The organism is Pseudomonas sp. PA15(2017) (genome assembly GCF_001945395.1).
Lineage (GTDB): Bacteria > Pseudomonadota > Gammaproteobacteria > Pseudomonadales > Pseudomonadaceae > Aquipseudomonas.
Map to the genome: position 1 here is coordinate 12,142 of NZ_MSXV01000028.1, position 18,462 is coordinate 30,603.

Here is an 18,462-nt window from a genome sequence, read left to right on the forward strand (position 1 = left end):
TCCATACCTGGGTTCGCTCCCAGCTTCTTTCGTCATCTCCTGGCGCCGTGGTGCCGGGATAGAGGAGATCGCCATGCAACTGAAAGACGCGCAACTGTTCCGCCAGCAGGCTTTCGTCAACGGCGCCTGGGCTGATGCCGACAGCGGCCAGACCATCAAGGTAACCAACCCGGCCACTGGCGACGTCATCGGCAGCGTGCCGAAGATGGGCGCAGCCGAAACCCGCCGTGCCATCGAAGCGGCCGACAAGGCCCTGCCGGCCTGGCGTGCACTGACCGCCAAGGAGCGTTCCGCCAAGCTGCGTCGCTGGTATGAGCTGATGCTCGAGAACCAGGAAGACCTGGCGCGCCTGATGACCATCGAGCAGGGCAAGCCATTGGCCGAAGCCAAGGGCGAAATCGCCTACGCGGCGTCCTTCATCGAGTGGTTCGCCGAAGAAGCCAAGCGCGTGTATGGCGACACCATTCCGGGCCACCAGGCCGACAAGCGCCTGATCGTCATCAAGCAGCCGATCGGCGTTACCGCGGCCATCACGCCGTGGAACTTCCCCGCGGCGATGATCACCCGCAAGGCTGGCCCGGCCCTGGCTGCTGGCTGCACCATGGTGCTCAAGCCCGCTTCGCAAACCCCGTACTCCGCCCTGGCCCTGGCCGAACTGGCGACCCGTGCCGGCATCCCGGCTGGCGTGTTCAGCGTGGTGACCGGCAGTGCCGGTGAAGTGGGCGGCGAGCTGACCGGCAACCCGATCGTGCGCAAGCTGTCGTTCACCGGTTCGACCGAGATCGGTCGCCAGCTGATGGCCGAGTGCGCTCAGGACATCAAGAAGGTGTCCCTGGAGCTGGGCGGCAACGCACCTTTCATCGTGTTCGACGACGCTGACCTGGACAAGGCCATCGAAGGCGCGATCATCTCCAAGTACCGCAACAACGGCCAGACCTGCGTGTGCGCCAACCGCATCTACGTGCAGGACGGCGTCTACGAGGCCTTCGCCGAGAAGCTCAAGGTCGCGGTCGAGAAGCTGAAGATCGGTAACGGTCTGGAAGACGGCACCACCACTGGCCCGCTGATCGACGAGAAGGCCGTGGCCAAGGTCAAGGAGCACATCGAGGACGCCGTTTCCAAAGGCGCCAAGATTCTCTCCGGCGGCAAGACCCACGCCCTGGGCGGCACGTTCTTCGAGCCGACCATTCTGGCCGACGTGCCGAAGAACGCGCTGGTCTCCAAGGACGAAACCTTCGGCCCGCTGGCGCCGCTGTTCCGTTTCAAGGACGAAGCCGAAGTGATCGCCATGGCCAACGACACCGAGTTCGGCCTGGCCTCCTACTTCTACGCCCGTGACCTCTCCCGCGTGTTCCGTGTGGCCGAGGCGCTGGAATACGGTATGGTCGGCATCAACACCGGCCTGATCTCCAACGAAGTGGCACCGTTCGGCGGCATCAAGGCCTCGGGCCTGGGCCGTGAAGGCTCCAAGTACGGCATCGAGGATTACCTGGAAATCAAGTACCTCTGCCTGAGCATCTAGGTAGTCGCTACTGCGCTTCGGTGATGCTGCGTTAGCCCTTGTGACCCACATGGATGTGGGAAATGCCGCTACCCGCAGGAGCGGGTGCGGCCCTGACCTTCGCTCGCTACGCTCCGATAGTGCGTGAAAGCAAAAAGTAGTCCCTGTGATCGGGGCGAGTGTTGCAGTCGATCATCGTATGCTGCGACGGCGCTGACCCGGTCATTTCATCCTTGAACCACACCGACGATGAGCGGTGAATGAGGAAGCCATGAGCAAGACCAACGAATCCCTGCTGCAACGCCGCCAGGCCGCCGTACCGCGCGGTGTCGGCCAGATCCACCCGATCGTCGCCGAGCGCGCCGAGAACGCCACCGTGTGGGACGTCGAAGGCCGCGAGTACATCGACTTCGCCGGCGGTATCGCCGTACTGAACACCGGCCACCTGCACCCGAAAGTGGTCGCCGCCGTTCAGGAGCAACTGACCAAGCTGACCCACACCTGCTTCCAGGTGCTGGCCTATGAGCCCTACATCGAGCTGTGCGAAGAAATCGCCAAGCGCGTACCGGGCGACTTCGCCAAGAAGACCCTGCTGGTCACCTCCGGCTCCGAAGCCGTCGAGAACGCCGTGAAGATCGCCCGCGCCGCCACCGGCCGTGCTGGGGTGATCGCCTTCACCGGCGCCTACCACGGCCGCACCATGATGACCCTGTCGCTGACCGGCAAGGTGGCGCCGTACTCCGCTGGCATGGGCCTGATGCCTGCTGGCGTGTACCGTGCCATCGCGCCGTGCGAGCTGCATGGCGTCAGCGAAGACGAGTCCATCGCCAGCATCGAGCGCATCTTCAAGAACGATGCTCAGCCCCAGGACATCGCCGCGATCATCATCGAGCCGGTGCAGGGTGAGGGTGGTTTCTACGTCAACTCGCCAGCTTTCATGCAGCGCCTGCGTGCCTTGTGCGACCAGCACGGCATCCTGCTGATCGCTGACGAAGTGCAGACCGGCGCTGGCCGTACCGGCACCTTCTTCGCCACCGAGCAACTGGGCGTGGTGCCGGACCTGACCACCTTCGCCAAGTCCGTCGGCGGCGGCTTTCCTATCTCCGGCGTCAGCGGCAAGGCCGAGATCATGGACAAGATCGCCCCCGGTGGCCTGGGCGGCACCTATGCCGGCAGCCCGATCGCCTGCGCTGCAGCCCTGGCCGTACTCAAGGTGTTCGACGAAGAGAAGCTGCTGGATCGCTCCAACGCCGTTGGCGAGAAGCTCAAGGCTGGCCTGCGTGACATCGCCGCCAAGCACAAGGTGATCGGCGACGTGCGCGGCCTGGGTTCGATGGTCGCCATCGAGCTGTTCGACGGCGGCGACCACAGCAAGCCGGCTGCCGAGCTGACGGGCAAGATCGTCGCCAAGGCGCGCGAGAAGGGCCTGATCCTGCTGTCGTGCGGCACCTACTACAACGTGGTGCGCTTCCTGATGCCGGTGACCATCCCGGATGCCCAGCTGGAAAAAGGCATCGCCATCGTCGCCGAGTGCTTCGACGAGCTGGCGTAAGCCACGGCATTGAAAAGGACCCGCTTCGGCGGGTCTTTTTTTGCCTGCGGTTCATGCCACCGCCTGTAGCCGGACGTTGCAGCGCCGAACCAGGCCACGGCAACCTGTGGCGCATAGCGGCCGCAGGAAAATGTGCCGAAAGCCCGCCGCAAGCGTCTCCTCTCTTGCTCGAAACGGCCTGCTGCCGCCATGCTCCATCAAGCCCTCTTGGGCGGGATCATTGTGCGCGTGTGTTGGTCAAAGCTCGCTGTGCATGCCCGCATGCGGCTGCAAATCGCTCCCAGGTTCTCAAGGATATCGGTGTAGATGACTGACTACGATCTGTTGCTGGTAGGCGCAGGCCCGGCCCATCTCGGGGTACTGCGACGCTGGGCGCTGATCGAGCGGCCGGCGGGTCGTATCGCCCTGATGGCGGGTGCCGAGCACACCTGGCACGCCGGCATGTTGCCGGGGCTGGTCGGCGGCCGCTATTCGCCGGAGGATTGCCAGATCGGCCTGGGCGCGCTGTGCCAGGCCGCGCAGGTCGAGCTGATCGTCGCCCCCGTTGCCGCGCTGGACGCCGCGACACGTCAGCTGACGTTGCAAGATGGTCGCGTTTTGCTGGGCAACTGGCTGTCGCTCAACGTGGGTGACCGGGTCGCCTGTCCACCACGCGAGGGCGAGGGGATGGACGTGCTGGCGGTGAAGCCGGTCGATCAATTCATCACCGGCTGGCAGGCCTGGCAGCGTGACCCGCAACCGCTGGCGATTCTCGGCGGCGGCGTGGCGGGGGTGGAAATGGCCCTGGCCCTCGCCGGCCAGGTGCCGCAGCTGGCGCTGTTCTGCGGTGAGCCACTGTTGGCCGGCCACTGTGCCGGTTTGCGCATGCGCGCCTGGGGCCATCTGCGCATGCGCCGCGTGCAGGTGCGCGAGCATTGCCCGATCAGCCGCATCGACGGCAACTGCCTGATCAGCGGTGAGGCGTCCGTGTGGCATGGCAGCCGCCTGTTGCTGGCCAGTGGCGCCCAGGCGCTGTTGTGGATCGCGGCCAGCGGCCTGAGCTGCGACGGCGACGGCTTCGTGAACACCGCGCCCACGTTGCAAAGCCATTCCCACCCACAGGTGTTCGCTGTGGGGGATTGCGCCAACCTGCCCGGCGTGCGCAAGAGCGGCTTGTATTCGATGCGCCAGGTGCCGGTGCTTGCCGCCAACCTGGCAGCGGCCTTGCGCGGCGGCGCGCTGCGTGACTACAAGGCGCGTGGCCAGCGCCCCCTGCTACTGGCCAGTGGTGACGGTGGTGCGCTGCTGGGCTGGCAGCAGTGGAGTGCCGGCGGCCAGCTTTACGGACGCTGCAAGGACTACTTCGACCGCTCCTTCGTCAAGCGCCACCGCCTCGAACGCTGAGCGCGTCCGCCGCTCTGCTACCAAAGTGCCATGGCACGGCGCATCATGGGGTGGTCAACTGACCGAATTGGTTTCGGCCTACGGATTTGCCCCATGCGGTCGATCTACTGAACAAGGGCCGCTAGGCCAGTCGCTCGTATCACCCCACAATAAGAAAGACGAGGTTCGCCATGGACGCTGGAATGACTCGTGACCGGCTCGCGCTGGCCCTGCACGTGGTCGGCCTGCTGGCGCTGCTGCTGGTTTGGCTGCAGGTGCAGATGCCGGTCTATGTCGGCGTGATCGCCTTGCTGGCCTTGGCGCTGTGGCCCTGGCTCGGCCCCTGGCGGCGCCCTGCCCCGGCGACGGCAGCAGCCGCCCCAGCGGTTTCGCTGGATGCATTGAGCCAGAGCCTGTCGCAGCACACCTGCCATAACGCGCTGTCCGCGGCCCAGGTGGCGTTCACCGTGCAGCAACTGGCTGGCCGGCTGCAGTCGCAGTTGGTGGCGGTCGAGCAGATCAGCGAGGGCGCCCATGCCGTGACCCGCACCGAGCAGAGCAACGCCGAGCGCGCCGGACAGACCCTCGGTGCCGCGCAGACGGTGCGTGCCAGCAGCGCCAGCGGCCAGACCGAACTGCAGCAGGCCATCGGCCGCATGCAGCAGCTCAGTGTCCAGGCCGCCGCCAGCCGCGAGTTGATCGACGGCCTTGGCGCGCGTACCGAGCAGATCGAACAGGTCACCCAGGTAATCCAGTCCATCGCCAGCCAGACCAACCTGCTGGCGCTCAATGCCGCCATCGAGGCTGCGCGAGCCGGTGAGCAGGGCCGTGGTTTCGCGGTGGTCGCCGACGAGGTGCGCAGCCTGGGCGTACCGCCAGCGCTACCGGTGAGGTGGGGCAGATGATCGCCGATATCCGCCAACAGAGTGCGGCGGTGGTCAGCCATATCCAGCGTCAGGCCGAGGAGCTCGAAGCGGCCGCCCGGCAGGTCGAATTCACCGGCGAGCAACTACGCGGCATCGCCGACCTGGCCGCTGATGTCGACACCCAGGTGGAACAGATCAGCGCTGGCACGGCGAGCAACCACGGGCATCTGGCCGAGCTGCTGGTGGCGGTCGAGCAACTGCGCGGCGACGTGCGCAGCAGCGAGGACCAGACCCGCCAATTGGGCAAGGCCGCCGAGCAGCTGGTCGGCCAGGCGGAAAGCGTCAGCGAGCAGTTGGCCAGCGTCGGGCTCGATGACTACCACCAGCGCATCTACGACCTCGCCCTGGAGGGCGCCGCCGCGATTGCCCGGCAGTTCGAGGCCGATATCCAGGCCGGGCGCATCAGCCTCGCGGATCTGTTCGACCGCCAGTACCAGCCGATCCCGGACAGCTTCCCGGCCAAATTCCGCACGCGCTTCGACAGCTACGCCGATGGCGTGCTGCCGGCCATTCAGGAGCCGCTGCTCAAGCGTCATGAAGGCCTGGTGTTCGCCATCGCCACCACGCCGGAAGGTTACGTGCCGACCCACAATCAGGCCTTCAACCATCCGCCCACCGGCGATCGCGCCGTGGACACCGTGAAGAGCCGCAGCAAGCGGCTGTTCAACGACCGCACCGGCATTCGTTGCGGCAGCCACCAACAGCGCGTGCTGCTGCAGACCTACATGCGCGACACCGGCGAACTGATGCACGACCTGTCGGTGCCGATCCATGTGCAGGGCAAGCATTGGGGCGGCTTGCGCCTGGGTTACCGGCCGGAGCCGTGAGCGCGATTGTTTAGCCGCTGGCGACCTGAAGGTGCGCCAATAACGATTTAACCCGACTGTCGCGGCGTGCGAGCCTCGCTGGCATGTCTATTCCGGTCTGCAGCCTTGTCCACGCCCTTGCTCTGCCAGCCTTGCGCTCGCGGGGGCGGGCGCCCGAACCCACGGCGCTGCCGCAGATCCTCGCCTTCTGGGCACTCTGGCATTGTCGCCACGCCCGCCCGCCGGACGCCTTCTCCGCCCGCTGAATCCGATGGCTGCGCCCTGACCGCAGTCGCTGATACCCATCTGTCTGCCTGTGCGCCGGTTCGAACCGCGAGCCGGCCGTGCGGACATCGAGCGCCTGACTGGCGCAAGCGAGTGCGCGATGACCACTTTCGCAGCGGTGCAGGAAGCCCAGAACTTCCTGGCCGCTAACCCCGATATCGAATTGATCGAACTGTTCATCCTCGATGCCAATGGCGTGCCGCGCGGCAAGCTGTTGCACCGCGAGGAGCTGCTGGCGCTGTACCAGAGCGGGCGCCCGCAGCCGGCGCTGGACGCCGACGGCGGCCGCCCGCGGCAGACCCAGGTCTACGGCTTGCGTGAGCTGGAGCAGCTCGAGCCGTTTCTCAAGGACCTCTACGCGGCCTGCAAGGCTCAGGGCATCCCGGCGCGCACGGCGATTTCCGAGTACGCCCCTGGCCAGGTGGAGATCACCCTGGAGCACGGCCCGGCACTCGCGGCCATGGACCAGGCGGTGCGCTACAAGCACCTGGTCAAGGGCGTGGCCCATGCCCACGGCATGCAGGCCTGCTTCATGGCCAAGCCGTTCGCCGAGATCGCCGGCACCGGCATGCACATGCACGTGAGCCTCGCAGACGCACAAGGCGAAAATCTGTTCGCCAGTGAAAGCCCAGCCGGCACGCCGCTGCTGCGTCAGGCGGTCGGCGGCATGCTCGCCAGTCTGCTCGACTCGCTGCTGCTGTTCTGCCCCAACGCCAATTCCTACCGACGCTTCCAGGCCAACAGCTATGCGCCGCTGGCGCCCACCTGGGGTGTGGATAACCGCACCGTCAGCTTGCGCGTGCCCGGTGGCCCGGCGAATACCCGGCATATCGAGCACCGCATCTGCGGCGCCGATGCCAACCCCTATCTGGCCGCCGCGGCGATTCTGGCTGGGATTCTCCGGGGCATCCGCGAGGGGCTGGACCCCGGGGCGCCGGTCGAGGGCAACGGCTATGCCCAGGCCACCGAGCACCTGCCTACCCAATGGTCGGCGGCGATCCAGGCGCTGGAGCACTCCGAGTGGGCCCGCGAGGCCTTTGGCGAGGCGTTTCTCAAGGTGTACCTGGCGATCAAGCGCGCCGAGTACCGCCAGTTCATGGGTGAGGTCGGCGAACAGGACTGGCGCTGGTACCTGAGCAATGCCTGATGGCTCCTGTTTGAAAGGCTCGGGGCTGAAGCCCCTCCTACCCAAGCGCTGCGTGGGAGCGGCTTTAGCCGCGATGGCTGATTTATCGGTGCCAGCGCACCCCAAGGACATGCAATGAACGCAAGCAATCAATCCGTCAAACCCGCTGCCGTACGCGCGCCGTCCTACTACTCGGCCTCGCTCAATTTCGAGAGCGACTACCCGACGCTGCAGGGCAGCGTGACCGTGGACGTGGCCATCATCGGCGGCGGCTTCACCGGCATCGCCACCGCGGTGGAACTGGCCGAACGCGGCCTCAAGGTCGCCGTGGTGGAAACCCACAAGGCCGGCTGGGGCGCCAGCGGGCGCAACGGCGGCCAGGTCACCGGCAGCCTGTCCGGCGACGAAGCCATGCGCAAGCAGATGCGCAACACCCTGGGCGAGGCCGTGGACGATTTCATCTGGCAACTGCGCTGGCGCGGCCACGCGATCATCGAGCGCCGGGTGGCCAGGTACGGCATCGCCTGCGATCTCAAATACGGCCATCTGCATACCGCGATGAAGGCCAGCCATCTGGACGAGCTCAAGGCCACCTATGACGAAGCGCTACGCCGCGGCATGGCGGGCGATGTCAGCCTGCTCGACGCCGCTGGCGTGCGGGCGCAATTGGGCAGCGACCTGTACTGCGGCGCGCTGAAGAACACCCGCAACATGCACCTGCACCCGCTCAACCTGTGCCTCGGCGAGGCCAGGGCTGCCGAAAGCCTGGGCGCGCTGATCTTCGAACATTCCGAGGTGCTGGAGATCGTTCACGGCCCGCGCCCGGCGGTGGTCACCACGGGCGGGCGCATCGAAGCCAAGCAGGTGCTGCTGGCCGGCGATGTCTACCACAAGCTGGAGCGTCGCCAGCTCAAGGGCATGATCTTTCCGGCCATGGGCGGCATCGTCACCACCGCGCCGCTGGGCGAGCTGGCCCACGAGATCAACCCGCAGGATCTGGCGGTGTACGACTGCCGCTTCGTGCTCGACTACTACCGCCTGACCGGCGATGGCCGGTTGCTGTTCGGCGGCGGCGCCAATTACTCGGGGCGTGATTCGCGGGATATCGCCAGCGAGCTGCGGCCGTGCATCGAGCGCACCTTCCCGCAGCTCAAGGGCGTGCCGATCGATTTTCAGTGGAGTTGCGCCATGGGCATCGTGATGAACCGCATCCCGCAGCTGGGCAAGCTGTCCGGCAACGTCTGGTATTGCCAGGGCTATTCCGGCCACGGCGTGGCGACCAGTCACATCATGGGCGAGATCATGGCCAGGGCGATCACCGGCGACCTGGAACAGTTCGACACCTTCGCCGCCTGCAAGCACATCAAGGTGCCCCTGGGCGATCAGCTCGGCAACCCGATGCTGGCGGCGGGCATGTGGTACTACCAGATGCTCGAGAAGCTGCGCTGACGGCAGTTCGCCAGGGTTGCCTGCACCCTGGCGGTAACGGGCCACAGATTCTTAGTCGTGGCGTTCGGCCTTGGCCGTGCTCTCCGGCAGGAACCAGTTGAGCACCAGCGCGCAGATGCCGCCGGTGGCCACGCCGGATTCCAGCACGTTGCGCAGCGCCGCCGGCATGTGGGCGAGGAATTCCGGCACCTGGGAAACGCCGAGGCCGAGGGCCAGGGACACGGCGATGATCAGCAGCGCGCGGCGGTCCAGCTCGATACCGGCGAGGATGTTGATGCCCGACGCCGCCACGGCGCCGAACATGACCATCGCCGCGCCGCCGAGCACCGGCTCGGGAACGGCCTGGATCACGCCGGCTACCGCCGGGAACAGGCCGAGAATCACCAGCACCAGGGCGATCCACACGCCGATGTGGCGGCTGGCGATGCCGGTCAGCTGAATCACCCCGTTGTTCTGGGCGAAGATCGAGCTGGGAAAGGTGTTGAACACGCCGGCCAGCAGCGAGTTGACGCCATTGACCAGCACGCCGCCCTTGATGCGTTGCATCCACAGCGGGCCTTCCACCGGCTGGCGCGACACCTTGCTGGTGGCGGTCACATCGCCGATGGCTTCCAGGGACGTCACCAGGTAGATCACCAGCATCGGGATGAACAGGCTCCACGAAAAGCCCAGGCCGAAATGCAGCGGCGTCGGCACCTGGAACAGCTCGGCCTGGTGCATGCCGGTGAAGTCCAGGCGGCCCAGGTAACCGGCCAGCGCGTAGCCGACCAGCAGAGCGATGACGATGGCGCAACTGCGCAGCCACACCACCGGGATGCGGTTTAGCACCACGATCACCGCCAGTACCACGCCGGACAGCAGCAGGTTCTCGCCGTTGGCGAATGTACCGCCCGCCATCGCGCCGTAGCCGCCGCCCATGCTGATCAGGCCGACCTTGATCAGCGTCAGGCCGATCATCAGCACCACGATGCCGGTCACCAGCGGGGTAATCAGCCTCTTCACGAATGGCAGGATGCGCGAGATGCCGATCTCCACGAACGAGCCGGCGATCACCACGCCAAAGATCGCCGCCATCACGCCTTCCACCGGTGTGCCCTGCTTGACCATCAGCGCGCCGCCGGCGATCAGCGGGCCGACGAAGTTGAAGCTGGTGCCCTGTACCACCAGCAGGCCCGCGCCCAGCGGCCCGAAGCGGCGGCATTGCACGTAGGTGGCGATGCCGGAAATCACCAGGCTCATGGACACGATCAGGTTGGTGTCGCGGGCCGACACGCCCAGCGCCTGGCAGATCAGCAGGCCCGGTGTGACGATCGGCACGATGATCGCCAGCAGATGCTGCAGGGCGGCGAGGATGGCCACCAGCGGGCGCGGGCGGTCCTCGAGGCCGTAGATCAGTTCGCCGTTACGCGGGGAGTCACCTGGTTGCATGGTCGTGATCGCCTGGAAAAACGGCGGATTCTACTGCCTGCAAACGGCAATCCCAAGTGGCTGGCGACCGGGTGATCGAGGTCCGGCTATCGGCGCGTTTTGCTGTAACCGGCATTGTCTTGTGCAAGCGCTGCCGCGCTGGCTCACGGCTGTGACAGGCGGCTCTAAGCTAATCATTAAATGTTATTGGAAGGATATTTTTTATAACCATAAATTTCTCGCAACAGCGCCACCGAGGCGCAGGCAGCCGGGATGGCTCGGTGCCCATTGCGAGGAGTTGCTCATGAAACATGCCTTGAAGACCCTGCTGCTCGCCGTCGTGGCTGCCACCAGCCTGCAGGCCCAGGCGGCCGATATCGTCATCGGCTACCAGACCGGCGTGGACCCGTCCAAGGTCGCCCAGGCCGACGGTGCCTACGAGAAAGCCATCGGCGAGAAGCTCGACTGGCGACGCTTCAATTCCGGCCCCGAAGTGGTGACCGCCCTGGCCTCCGGCGACGTGCAGATCGGCAACCTCGGCTCCAGCCCATTGGCCGCTGCCACCTCGCGAAAGTTGCCGCTGGTGACCTTCCTGGTCGCGGCGCAGATCAACGCCGCCGAGGCGCTGGTGGTGCGTAACGGCAGCGGCATCGACAACCCCGAGCAACTGGTGGGCAAGACCATCGCCACGCCGTTCGTGTCCACCTCCCACTACAGCCTGCTCGGTGCCCTCAAGCACTGGAACATCGACCCGAGCAAGGTGAAGATCGTCAACCTCAATCCCGCCGAGATCACCGCCGCCTGGAAGCGCGGTGACATCGATGGCGCTTTCGTCTGGTCGCCGGCCCTGGGCGAGATCAAGCGCAGCGGCAAGGTGCTGACCGATGCCGCCGAAGTCGGCAAATGGGGTGCGCCCACCTTCGAGGTCTGGGTCGCTCGCAAGGATTTCGCCGAGAAGCACCCCGAGGTACTCGCCGAGTTCGCTGGCGTGACCCTGGACGCTTTTGCCGACTACCAGGCCAACGCCGCCAAGTGGACCGCCGATTCCGAACAGGCCAAAAAGATCGCCAAGCTGATCGGTGCCAATGCCGCTGACGTTCCCGAGCTGCTGGCCGGCTCGACCTATCCCAGCGCCCAGCAGCAGGTGAGCGCCGAGCTGCTGGGCGGCGGCACCGCCAAGGCCACCGCGCGTACGGCCGAGTTCCTCAAGGAACAGAAGCGCATTCCCGCCGTCCTGCCCGACTACTCGCCCTACGTGAGCGCCGAGTACGTGCCCAAGGCGCAGTGAACCCGAATCACCTTCACGACAGGTTTGCCCCTCTTCGGAGGGGCTTTTTTAATTGAGGAGTCGACCATGAGCCGACTGAATGCCGAGCGGGTCAGCCTGAGCTTCGCGCGCCGCGGTGCTGCGCAGGTGATCCTGGATGACTTCGACCTGCAGATCGACAAAGGTGAGTCGGTGGTCGTGCTCGGCCCGTCGGGCTGCGGCAAGTCCAGCCTGCTCAACGTGCTGGCCGGTTTCCAGCCAGCGGACCGCGGCCGGGTGCATATCGACGGCAAAACCCTGCAGGGCCCGGGGGGCGAGCGGGGCGTGGTATTCCAGGACGACGCGCTGATGCCCTGGCTCGATGCCCTCGACAACGTCGCCCTGGGCCTGCGCCTGCGTGGCCTGAGCAAGACCGAGCGCCATGCACGGGCGCTTGAGGTGCTGGAACTGGTCGGCCTGGCCAGCCATGCCCACCATCAGGTCGGCGAGCTGTCCGGCGGCCAGCGTCAGCGCCTCGGCCTGGCCCGGGCGCTGGCCGTCGACCCGGATTTCCTGTTGCTCGACGAACCCTTCGGCGCCCTCGATGCACTGACCCGCGAGCGCATGCAGGTGCTGCTGCTCGACGTCTGGAAGCGCACTGGCAAGGGCCTGTTCCTGATCACCCATAGCGTCGATGAGGCACTGTTCCTGGCCACCGACCTGATCGTGCTGGATGGCCCGCCCGCTCGCGCGGTGCTGCGCCGGCAGTTGCCGTTCGCGCGCCGTTACACCGCCGGCGAGCCGGTACGTTCGATCAAGGGCGATCCGGCTTTCGCGCAGTTGCGCCAGGAGTTGCTCGATATTTTCCTGCAGGAGCCCGCCGACCATGCCTACTGAAGCGCTACGCAGCACTCTGAACGTCCGCCGTCGCCGCCTTGTCATCGGCCTCGACCGCCGCCGCGTGGCCGCCTTCGCCACCCTGGCCGCGCTGGCGAGCCTGTGGTGGCTGGCCACGCACCTGGGCTGGATCGATACCCTCTTCCTGCCGGCGCCCGAGCAACTGCTGGTGGCGCTCAAGGGCTTGCTGCACGACGGCTACCTGGACGCCACCCTGTGGCAGCATTTGAGTACCAGCCTGTGGCGCGTGCTGCTGGCCCTGCTGGCGGCGGTGCTCAGCGCCGTGCCGCTGGGCATCGCCATGGGCCTGAACCCGACGCTGAATGCCGCGCTCGACCCGCTGGTGGAGTTCTACCGGCCGATTCCGCCGTTGGCCTATCTGCCGTTGATGGTGATCTGGTTCGGCATCGGCGAGTTGTCCAAGGTGTTGCTCATCTACCTGGCGCTGTTCGCGCCGCTGCTGATCGCCACCGTGGGCGGCGTGCGCCGCGTCGACAAGGCGCGTATCCAGGCGATTCGCTGCCTGGGCGCCAACCGCCTGCAGGTGGTACGCCACGTGATTCTGCCCAGCGCATTGCCGGACATCCTCACCGGGCTGCGCATCGCCCTTGGCGTCGGCTGGTCGACGCTGGTGGCTGCCGAGCTGATCGCCGCCAATCAGGGCCTGGGTTTCATGGTGCAGTCCGCTGCGCAGTTCCTCGCTACCGACGTGGTGGTGGTCGGCATCCTGCTGATCGCCGCTATCGCTCTGACCATCGAGCTGGGGTTGCGGGCTCTGCAGAAACGTTTCGCGTCCTGGAGCTGACGATCATGAGCATCCAATTCGAGCGTATCGGCCAGGCCCTGGGCGCCCGGGTGCACGGCGTCGACCTGTCGCAGCCGCTGACGCCTGGCGACCATCGGGCGCTGCATCAGGGCCTGCTCGAACACCAGGTGCTGTTCTTTCGTGATCAGTTGCTGACGCCCGCGCAGCAGCGCAATGCCGCCGCACTGTTCGGCGACCTGCACATTCATCCGATCTACCCGAAGATCGACGCGCAGCCGGAAATCCTCGTGCTGGATACCGACCTCAACGACCTGCGCGACAACGCCCTGTGGCATTCGGACGTGTCGTTCATCCAGTCGCCACCGCTGGGTTCGCTGCTCAGCGCCCGGCACGTGCCGGCCCACGGTGGCGACACCCTGTGGGCCAGCTGCTCGGCGGCTTACGAGGCGCTTTCCGCACCGATCCGCGGGCTGCTCGACGGCCTGAGCGCGGTGCATGACCTGACCCTGTCGTTTCCGCTGGAGCGCTTCGGCACCACCCCGGATGCCCTGGAGCAATGGAACGCCGCCCGCGCCGCCAACCCGCCGGTGACCCACCCGGTGATTCGCGTGCACCCGGAAACCGGGCGTAAGGGCATCTTCGTCAGTGAAGCGTTCACCACGCGCATCAAGGAGCTGGAGCCAGGCGAAAGCACGGCGCTGCTGCAGATGTTGTTCAAACAGATCGCCCGGCCGGAGTTCGCCGTGCGCTGGCAATGGCGCCAGGGCGACCTGGCCTTCTGGGACAACCGCCTGACCCAGCACTACGCCTGCGACGACTACCGCCCGCAGCGGCGCATCATGCACCGCGCGACGATTCTCGGCGATCGGCCCTATGGGCCTGCCGCGCAGCGGTGGGCTGCATAAGATGTCAGCAGCACTGTGATCCTTCCTGCTAGTGGCCTCGTCAGAGCGGGTCTGCGCATTCGTTTGCTGGCATCACATGCCTCGCGGTCATCGGCAAAGCGGTGTCCTCGCTCGGTGAGGGGCATTGTTGTCTTCGCCCGGCGAGGCCGGTCAAGGACGAAAATACAAACGGCGCGCCTTTGAGCACGCCGTCTGGGTCGACCGACAAGTGTGGCCGGTAGCGAGGTCAGGTTAGAAGTCGCCGCGCAGGCTCAGCATGTAGCTGCGTGGCTCGCCGTAGGTGGTGCCGCGTGTCCAGTAGCCGATGGATGCGAAATACTTGCGATCGAAGACGTTGTCGACGTCGACCCCGACGGTCCAGTGATCGTCGATCCTGTAGGCGGCGCGGGCGTCGACGATGGCTCGACCGCTGTTCTGCGACTCATTGACCGCATCTTTGTAGCCATTCTGCGCCGAGACGCTTGCGCCGATGCTGAACCTATTCCACTGCCCTGGCAGGGTGTAGTGGGTGTTCAGGCGCAGCATGTGCTTGGGCGTCTGCGCCGAGATGGGGCCGCCGCCCGAGTCGGCGGTGGTGTTGTAGGTGTAACCGGCGGCCACCTGCAGGTCCGGCAGTACCTCGCCAGTGGCTTCGGCCTCGAAACCTTTACTGCGACTGATGCCGTTACCGTTCAGCCAGCATTGCCCCGAGGAGTCGTTCGTGCACTCGTCACGGGCATTCGGGTCTTTGACCGCCACGTCTTCCTGCTCGATATAGAACACCGCTAACGAGACATTCAGGCGCTTGTCGAACAATTCGCCCTTGATCCCGGTTTCGTAGTTGGAGCCTATCGACGGATCCAGCGCGCTCCCGCTGACGGTGCGGTAATCCGACTGGGGCAAGAAGATGTCGGCATAGCTGGCGTACCACGACCACTGATCGTTGAGGTCGTAGATGGCACCGACGAACGGCGTGAATTCACTGTTCTGGCGATTGGTATTGACCGTTGGCCCATCCCACACTTCGTTCTTGTACCAGCTCAGACGTGAACCGAGTACCAAGCTCAGAGCGTCGGTGGCATGCAGCCGGGTGTTGAGATATACGCCATAGCGCGTGTCGATGCTGTCATTGTCTGTCCCCCAGCCTTGACGAGCCAGTTTCTGAACATTGTTGTGACTGGGGTCGAACACATCTAGTGGAATGGGCGTCGCCAGCTCCACGCTTGCATCCTTGTCGTTCATCTTGCGCTGGGACCAGTTGGCCCCGAGCGTGACCTGATGGGTCTGGCCGAGGGCGTCGAAGCTGCCATCCAGGTGGCCATCGAATGCATTGGAGGTGATGCTGAACTTGTGATAGCCCACGCCGGTGACCCGGGGTGCGCCGGGTGCTCCGTATTCGAGCGAGCCAGGTTGACTGAAGTCCACACCCCAATCCAGAGCACTGCGGTCGTAGCCGCCTTCGGAATGTGACATCGCCAGTTTAGCGCTCCAGCTGTCGGTGAAGTGGTGAGTGAGGTCGGCGAACACCTCATCCATGTTCGTTTGCATCTTGGTCCAGTCCTGGCCCAGATAGGTGCTGCGCTTGAGAAGGGGGTTGCTGCCATCCGGATTGTTGGGCAGGCCCAGCACGCTATAGCCGTCGATCCGCGAGGTCTGACGGCGTAGACCTAAAGCCACGGTGGTTGCGTCGCTCAGGTCGCCTTCGAGTATGCCGTACAGCAGCGGGCGCTTGGATTTGGTGACATCGGTGAAGTAACCGCGGTCCTCGTAGGAGGCAACCAGACGCCCGCGCAGGGTACCCTCGGAATTGAGGCGGCCGCTGGCGTCAAGGTCCAGGCGGTAGTTGTCCCAGGAGCCGGCTCGGGTGATCACCGTGAAGCGCGGGTCGACACTCGGGCGCTTGCGCACCAGGTTCACCGCGCCGCCGGGGTTGCCTGCGCCGACCAGCAGGCCCGAGGCGCCGCGCAGCACTTCCACTCGATCGAATAACGCCATGTCCGGAATCATCCAGCCGGTATAGGCGTATGCCTGCCCAGGTACGCTATCGACCAGGTAGCTCTCGTCGGTGAGGTCGAAGCCTCGCGAGCTGAAGTGGTGGTTGCCATAGCCACGGTTGGCACGGGTAATGCCGGTGGTCTGGGCCATGACTTGGTCGAGCGATACCAGGTTCTTGTCGTCCATCAGTTTGCGGGTCACCACGGTGACCGACTGCGGTGTTTCCCGCAGGGTCTGCGCGGTTTTGCCGATGGTTACGGCGCCTGTGGTGTAAGAGCCCGAGTTCTCGGTGACCTCGTTCAGCTCCTGACTGTCGATGCGGGTCTCCCCCAGTTCCATCGTGCCTTGCGCCTGGACCGCCGGCACGACGCTGAACACGCCGCTGGCGGTAACGATCACCTGCAGGTCGCTGCCCGCCAAGGCCCGTTGCAACGCCTCCAGCGCGGTCATTTCGCCGACGATGGCCGGCGCCCGTTTGTTGGTGATCAGTGAGGGGTCGAGCGACATGACCTGGCCGCTCTGACGAGCGATCGCGTTTAGGGTAATGCCGAGTCCGCCGGACGGCAGCTGGAAGGTCAGCCGCTGTTGCTGAGGCGCCGACTGGGCATGGGCGGCTGCCAACGGCAGGCTGGACGCGAGTGCGATTGCCAGGGCGAGAGGCCAGGGTTTGAACACGGGATGCTCCTGAAAAGTGGGATCGTCAGGAGAGAGGTGCAACGAGGTGGTGAAAGCGGACACGGATGCGAAGAATTTGCATTCTATATCCTGTATTCAGCTACGTGGCCCGATCAGGGTCAGCCACGGGCCATAGTGCTCGACGCTCAGCGGCAGGGTCTCGGCCAGGGCGGTCAGCGTTCGCTCGCTGTCGTCGAGCGCGAATACGCCTTGGACGTGCAGGTGTCGTACCTGTGGGGCGACCCGTATCAGCCCGCGCCGATAGGGACGCAAGGCATCTATCACGGCCTCCAGTGGCTCGTCGAACACACTAAGGCGACCTTGTTGCCAGTCAGCGCGAAAACGCTGGTCGCCCGGCAGACGTTCGATGCGCGCGGGATAGAGATCCGCACACTGTCCCGCTTGCAGTTCAAGGCCTTGGCCGCCGGGCAGGGAGACGCGTACGGCATGTTCCAGCACCAGCACGCGAGTCGAATCGGCCTGGCGCTCTACCATGAAGCGCGTGCCCAGTGCCTTGGCCTCACCTTGAGCGGTGCGCACCACAAGCGGTCGCAGCGGATCAGCAGCGGCCTGCACCAGCAGTGAACCCTGGTGCAGATGCAACAGGCGGTGTCGGGCAGAGAAGTCCACATCCACGGAGCTGTCAGCGTTCAGGCTCAAGCGGCTGCCGTCTGGCAAGGCCAGGCTGCGTCTTTCGCCAATACCTGTGCGCAGGTCGGCCAGCAGTACCCGGCCCTGGTCGCTGCCGGCAGCCAGCCACAGGCCGCTACCGAGCATGCCCAGGCCAACCAGTCCGCGCAGCACGTCACGGCGGCTGGACTCAGCGTGCAACAGGCTGTCGCGCAACCGTTCAGGTGCCTGGCGCACCACGTCAAAGTGGCTACCCAGGCCGCGTTGCAATTGTGCCCAGGCCTGCTGGTGTGCCGGATCGCTGGCCAGCCAGCTATCGAAGCGCGCACGTTGCTGAGCGCTTGGCGTGCCGGCACGCAGACGCACCATCCAGGTGATGGCTTGCTCGGCGGCGCGATCGAGCGGAGCGTGGCTCATGGCTGTGCCCCACACAGGTAGCACTGGCGCAGGGCCTGAGTCATGTAGCGGCCGACCGTGCGCTCGGAAATGCCCAGCCGACGGCTGATCTCCACATAGCTGAAACCGTCGAGCTGGCTATACAGAAAGGCTTTTTTGACCAGCAGGGGCAATCCGTCCAGTGTCTGGTCGATAGCGTCCAGCGCTTCGAGCAGTAGCAGGCGCTCCTCCGGAGGCGGCATCAACGCTTCCGGGATTTGCGCCAGCCGTTCCAGGTAGGCCAGCTCCAGCCGCTTGCGGCGGTGGCGGTCAAAAATCAACCGGCGCGCGATGGTCGACAGAAACGCCCGCGGCTGCTCGATGCTCGCCGGATCGACGCGTGCATTGAGCATCTGGCAAAAGGTCTCGGCGGCGGTGTCTTCGGCATCGGCCCGATTGCGCAACTGTCGCTGGACGAATTGCACCAACCAGCGATGATGGTCGCTGAAGAAAAAACCTAGCGCGTTGTTATGGCTGCGCACAGCGTGAAGATCCATTAAAATGTGATAATGTTTCTCAT

Annotated in this window: 14 protein-coding genes and 1 pseudogene; 11 read left to right on the forward strand and 4 right to left on the reverse strand. The window is 65.4% G+C overall.

Annotation, left to right across the window (positions count from 1 at the left end):
- The first annotated feature begins 73 nt into the window (after positions 1 to 73).
- From gabD to BVH03_RS09580, 7 genes and pseudogenes are all read left to right on the forward strand, one after another.
- Positions 74 to 1,522 carry an NADP-dependent succinate-semialdehyde dehydrogenase gene (gabD, locus tag BVH03_RS09555; RefSeq protein ID WP_075960941.1) on the forward strand — a complete coding sequence of 483 codons (1,449 nt, stop codon included), beginning with the start codon at positions 74 to 76 and terminating at the stop codon, positions 1,520 to 1,522.
- Between the two features lie 250 nt (positions 1,523 to 1,772).
- Positions 1,773 to 3,053 carry a 4-aminobutyrate--2-oxoglutarate transaminase gene (gene gabT, locus BVH03_RS09560; protein ID WP_075960942.1) on the forward strand — a complete coding sequence of 427 codons (1,281 nt, stop codon included), beginning with the start codon at positions 1,773 to 1,775 and terminating at the stop codon, positions 3,051 to 3,053.
- A gap of 306 nt (positions 3,054 to 3,359) precedes the next feature.
- A complete protein-coding gene (locus tag BVH03_RS09565) occupies positions 3,360 to 4,436 on the forward strand; it encodes an FAD-dependent oxidoreductase (protein WP_075960943.1) in 1,077 nt (358 codons plus the stop codon).
- Between the two features lie 260 nt (positions 4,437 to 4,696).
- A pseudogene (locus tag BVH03_RS27180) lies at positions 4,697 to 5,290 on the forward strand (methyl-accepting chemotaxis protein); the annotation flags it as partial.
- 26 nt (positions 5,291 to 5,316) lie between these two features.
- Entirely contained in the window at positions 5,317 to 6,168 is an 852-nt protein-coding gene (locus tag BVH03_RS27185; RefSeq protein ID WP_371915349.1) for a hypothetical protein, read from the forward strand.
- A gap of 364 nt (positions 6,169 to 6,532) precedes the next feature.
- Positions 6,533 to 7,579, forward strand: coding sequence for a glutamine synthetase family protein (locus tag BVH03_RS09575; protein ID WP_075960944.1), 1,047 nt, complete (start codon positions 6,533 to 6,535; stop codon positions 7,577 to 7,579).
- A gap of 114 nt (positions 7,580 to 7,693) precedes the next feature.
- Entirely contained in the window at positions 7,694 to 9,007 is a 1,314-nt protein-coding gene (locus tag BVH03_RS09580) for an FAD-binding oxidoreductase (RefSeq protein WP_075960945.1), read from the forward strand.
- A gap of 51 nt (positions 9,008 to 9,058) precedes the next feature.
- On the opposite strand, the gene BVH03_RS09585 is transcribed toward BVH03_RS09580, so the two are convergent.
- The gene (locus tag BVH03_RS09585; protein ID WP_075960946.1) at positions 9,059 to 10,435 is read right to left on the reverse strand and encodes a uracil-xanthine permease family protein; all 1,377 of its coding nucleotides are present in this window, start codon (positions 10,433 to 10,435) and stop codon (positions 9,059 to 9,061) included.
- Positions 10,436 to 10,718: 283 nt separating this feature from the next.
- Here BVH03_RS09585 and tauA point away from each other — a divergent pair, with 283 nt between their 5' ends.
- The 4 genes from tauA (at position 10,719) to tauD (ending at position 14,228) form a co-directional block, all read left to right on the forward strand.
- Positions 10,719 to 11,702: a taurine ABC transporter substrate-binding protein gene (gene tauA / locus BVH03_RS09590; RefSeq protein WP_075960947.1), complete on the forward strand. Its 984-nt coding sequence runs from the start codon at positions 10,719 to 10,721 to the stop codon at positions 11,700 to 11,702.
- A gap of 66 nt (positions 11,703 to 11,768) precedes the next feature.
- The gene (locus BVH03_RS09595; protein ID WP_075960948.1) at positions 11,769 to 12,557 is read left to right on the forward strand and encodes a taurine ABC transporter ATP-binding protein; all 789 of its coding nucleotides are present in this window, start codon (positions 11,769 to 11,771) and stop codon (positions 12,555 to 12,557) included.
- A complete protein-coding gene (gene tauC / locus BVH03_RS09600) occupies positions 12,547 to 13,362 on the forward strand; it encodes a taurine ABC transporter permease TauC (RefSeq protein WP_075960949.1) in 816 nt (271 codons plus the stop codon). The genes BVH03_RS09595 and tauC overlap by 11 nt, the downstream gene beginning before the upstream one ends.
- A gap of 5 nt (positions 13,363 to 13,367) precedes the next feature.
- On the forward strand, positions 13,368 to 14,228 hold the full coding sequence (gene tauD / locus BVH03_RS09605; protein WP_075960950.1) for a taurine dioxygenase: 861 nt from the start codon (positions 13,368 to 13,370) through the stop codon (positions 14,226 to 14,228).
- A gap of 231 nt (positions 14,229 to 14,459) precedes the next feature.
- Here the strand turns inward: tauD and BVH03_RS09610 are convergent, their stop codons facing one another.
- The 3 genes from BVH03_RS09610 to BVH03_RS09620 all read right to left on the reverse strand — a co-directional run bounded on the left by BVH03_RS09610 (position 14,460) and on the right by BVH03_RS09620 (position 18,424).
- Positions 14,460 to 16,877 (reverse strand): TonB-dependent siderophore receptor, encoded by a 2,418-nt coding sequence (locus BVH03_RS09610; protein WP_075960951.1) that lies wholly within the window; start codon positions 16,875 to 16,877, stop codon positions 14,460 to 14,462.
- A 96-nt stretch (positions 16,878 to 16,973) separates the two neighbouring features.
- Positions 16,974 to 17,924, reverse strand: a complete 951-nt coding sequence (locus BVH03_RS09615) for a FecR domain-containing protein (RefSeq protein WP_075960952.1) — start codon at positions 17,922 to 17,924, stop codon at positions 16,974 to 16,976.
- Positions 17,921 to 18,424, reverse strand: coding sequence for a sigma-70 family RNA polymerase sigma factor (locus BVH03_RS09620; protein ID WP_371915348.1), 504 nt, complete (start codon positions 18,422 to 18,424; stop codon positions 17,921 to 17,923). The genes BVH03_RS09615 and BVH03_RS09620 overlap by 4 nt, the downstream gene beginning before the upstream one ends.
- Positions 18,425 to 18,462: the final 38 nt, after the last annotated feature.

Coding starts and splice junctions, on each gene's coding strand:
- gabD (WP_075960941.1), top strand. CDS start 74: ATGCAACTGAAAGACGCGCAACTGTTCCGCCAGCAGGCTTTCGTCAAC.
- gabT (WP_075960942.1), top strand. CDS start 1,773: ATGAGCAAGACCAACGAATCCCTGCTGCAACGCCGCCAGGCCGCCGTA.
- BVH03_RS09565 (WP_075960943.1), top strand. CDS start 3,360: ATGACTGACTACGATCTGTTGCTGGTAGGCGCAGGCCCGGCCCATCTC.
- BVH03_RS27185 (WP_371915349.1), top strand. CDS start 5,317: ATGATCGCCGATATCCGCCAACAGAGTGCGGCGGTGGTCAGCCATATC.
- BVH03_RS09575 (WP_075960944.1), top strand. CDS start 6,533: ATGACCACTTTCGCAGCGGTGCAGGAAGCCCAGAACTTCCTGGCCGCT.
- BVH03_RS09580 (WP_075960945.1), top strand. CDS start 7,694: ATGAACGCAAGCAATCAATCCGTCAAACCCGCTGCCGTACGCGCGCCG.
- BVH03_RS09585 (WP_075960946.1), bottom strand. CDS start 10,435: ATGCAACCAGGTGACTCCCCGCGTAACGGCGAACTGATCTACGGCCTC.
- tauA (WP_075960947.1), top strand. CDS start 10,719: ATGAAACATGCCTTGAAGACCCTGCTGCTCGCCGTCGTGGCTGCCACC.
- BVH03_RS09595 (WP_075960948.1), top strand. CDS start 11,769: ATGAGCCGACTGAATGCCGAGCGGGTCAGCCTGAGCTTCGCGCGCCGC.
- tauC (WP_075960949.1), top strand. CDS start 12,547: ATGCCTACTGAAGCGCTACGCAGCACTCTGAACGTCCGCCGTCGCCGC.
- tauD (WP_075960950.1), top strand. CDS start 13,368: ATGAGCATCCAATTCGAGCGTATCGGCCAGGCCCTGGGCGCCCGGGTG.
- BVH03_RS09615 (WP_075960952.1), bottom strand. CDS start 17,924: ATGAGCCACGCTCCGCTCGATCGCGCCGCCGAGCAAGCCATCACCTGG.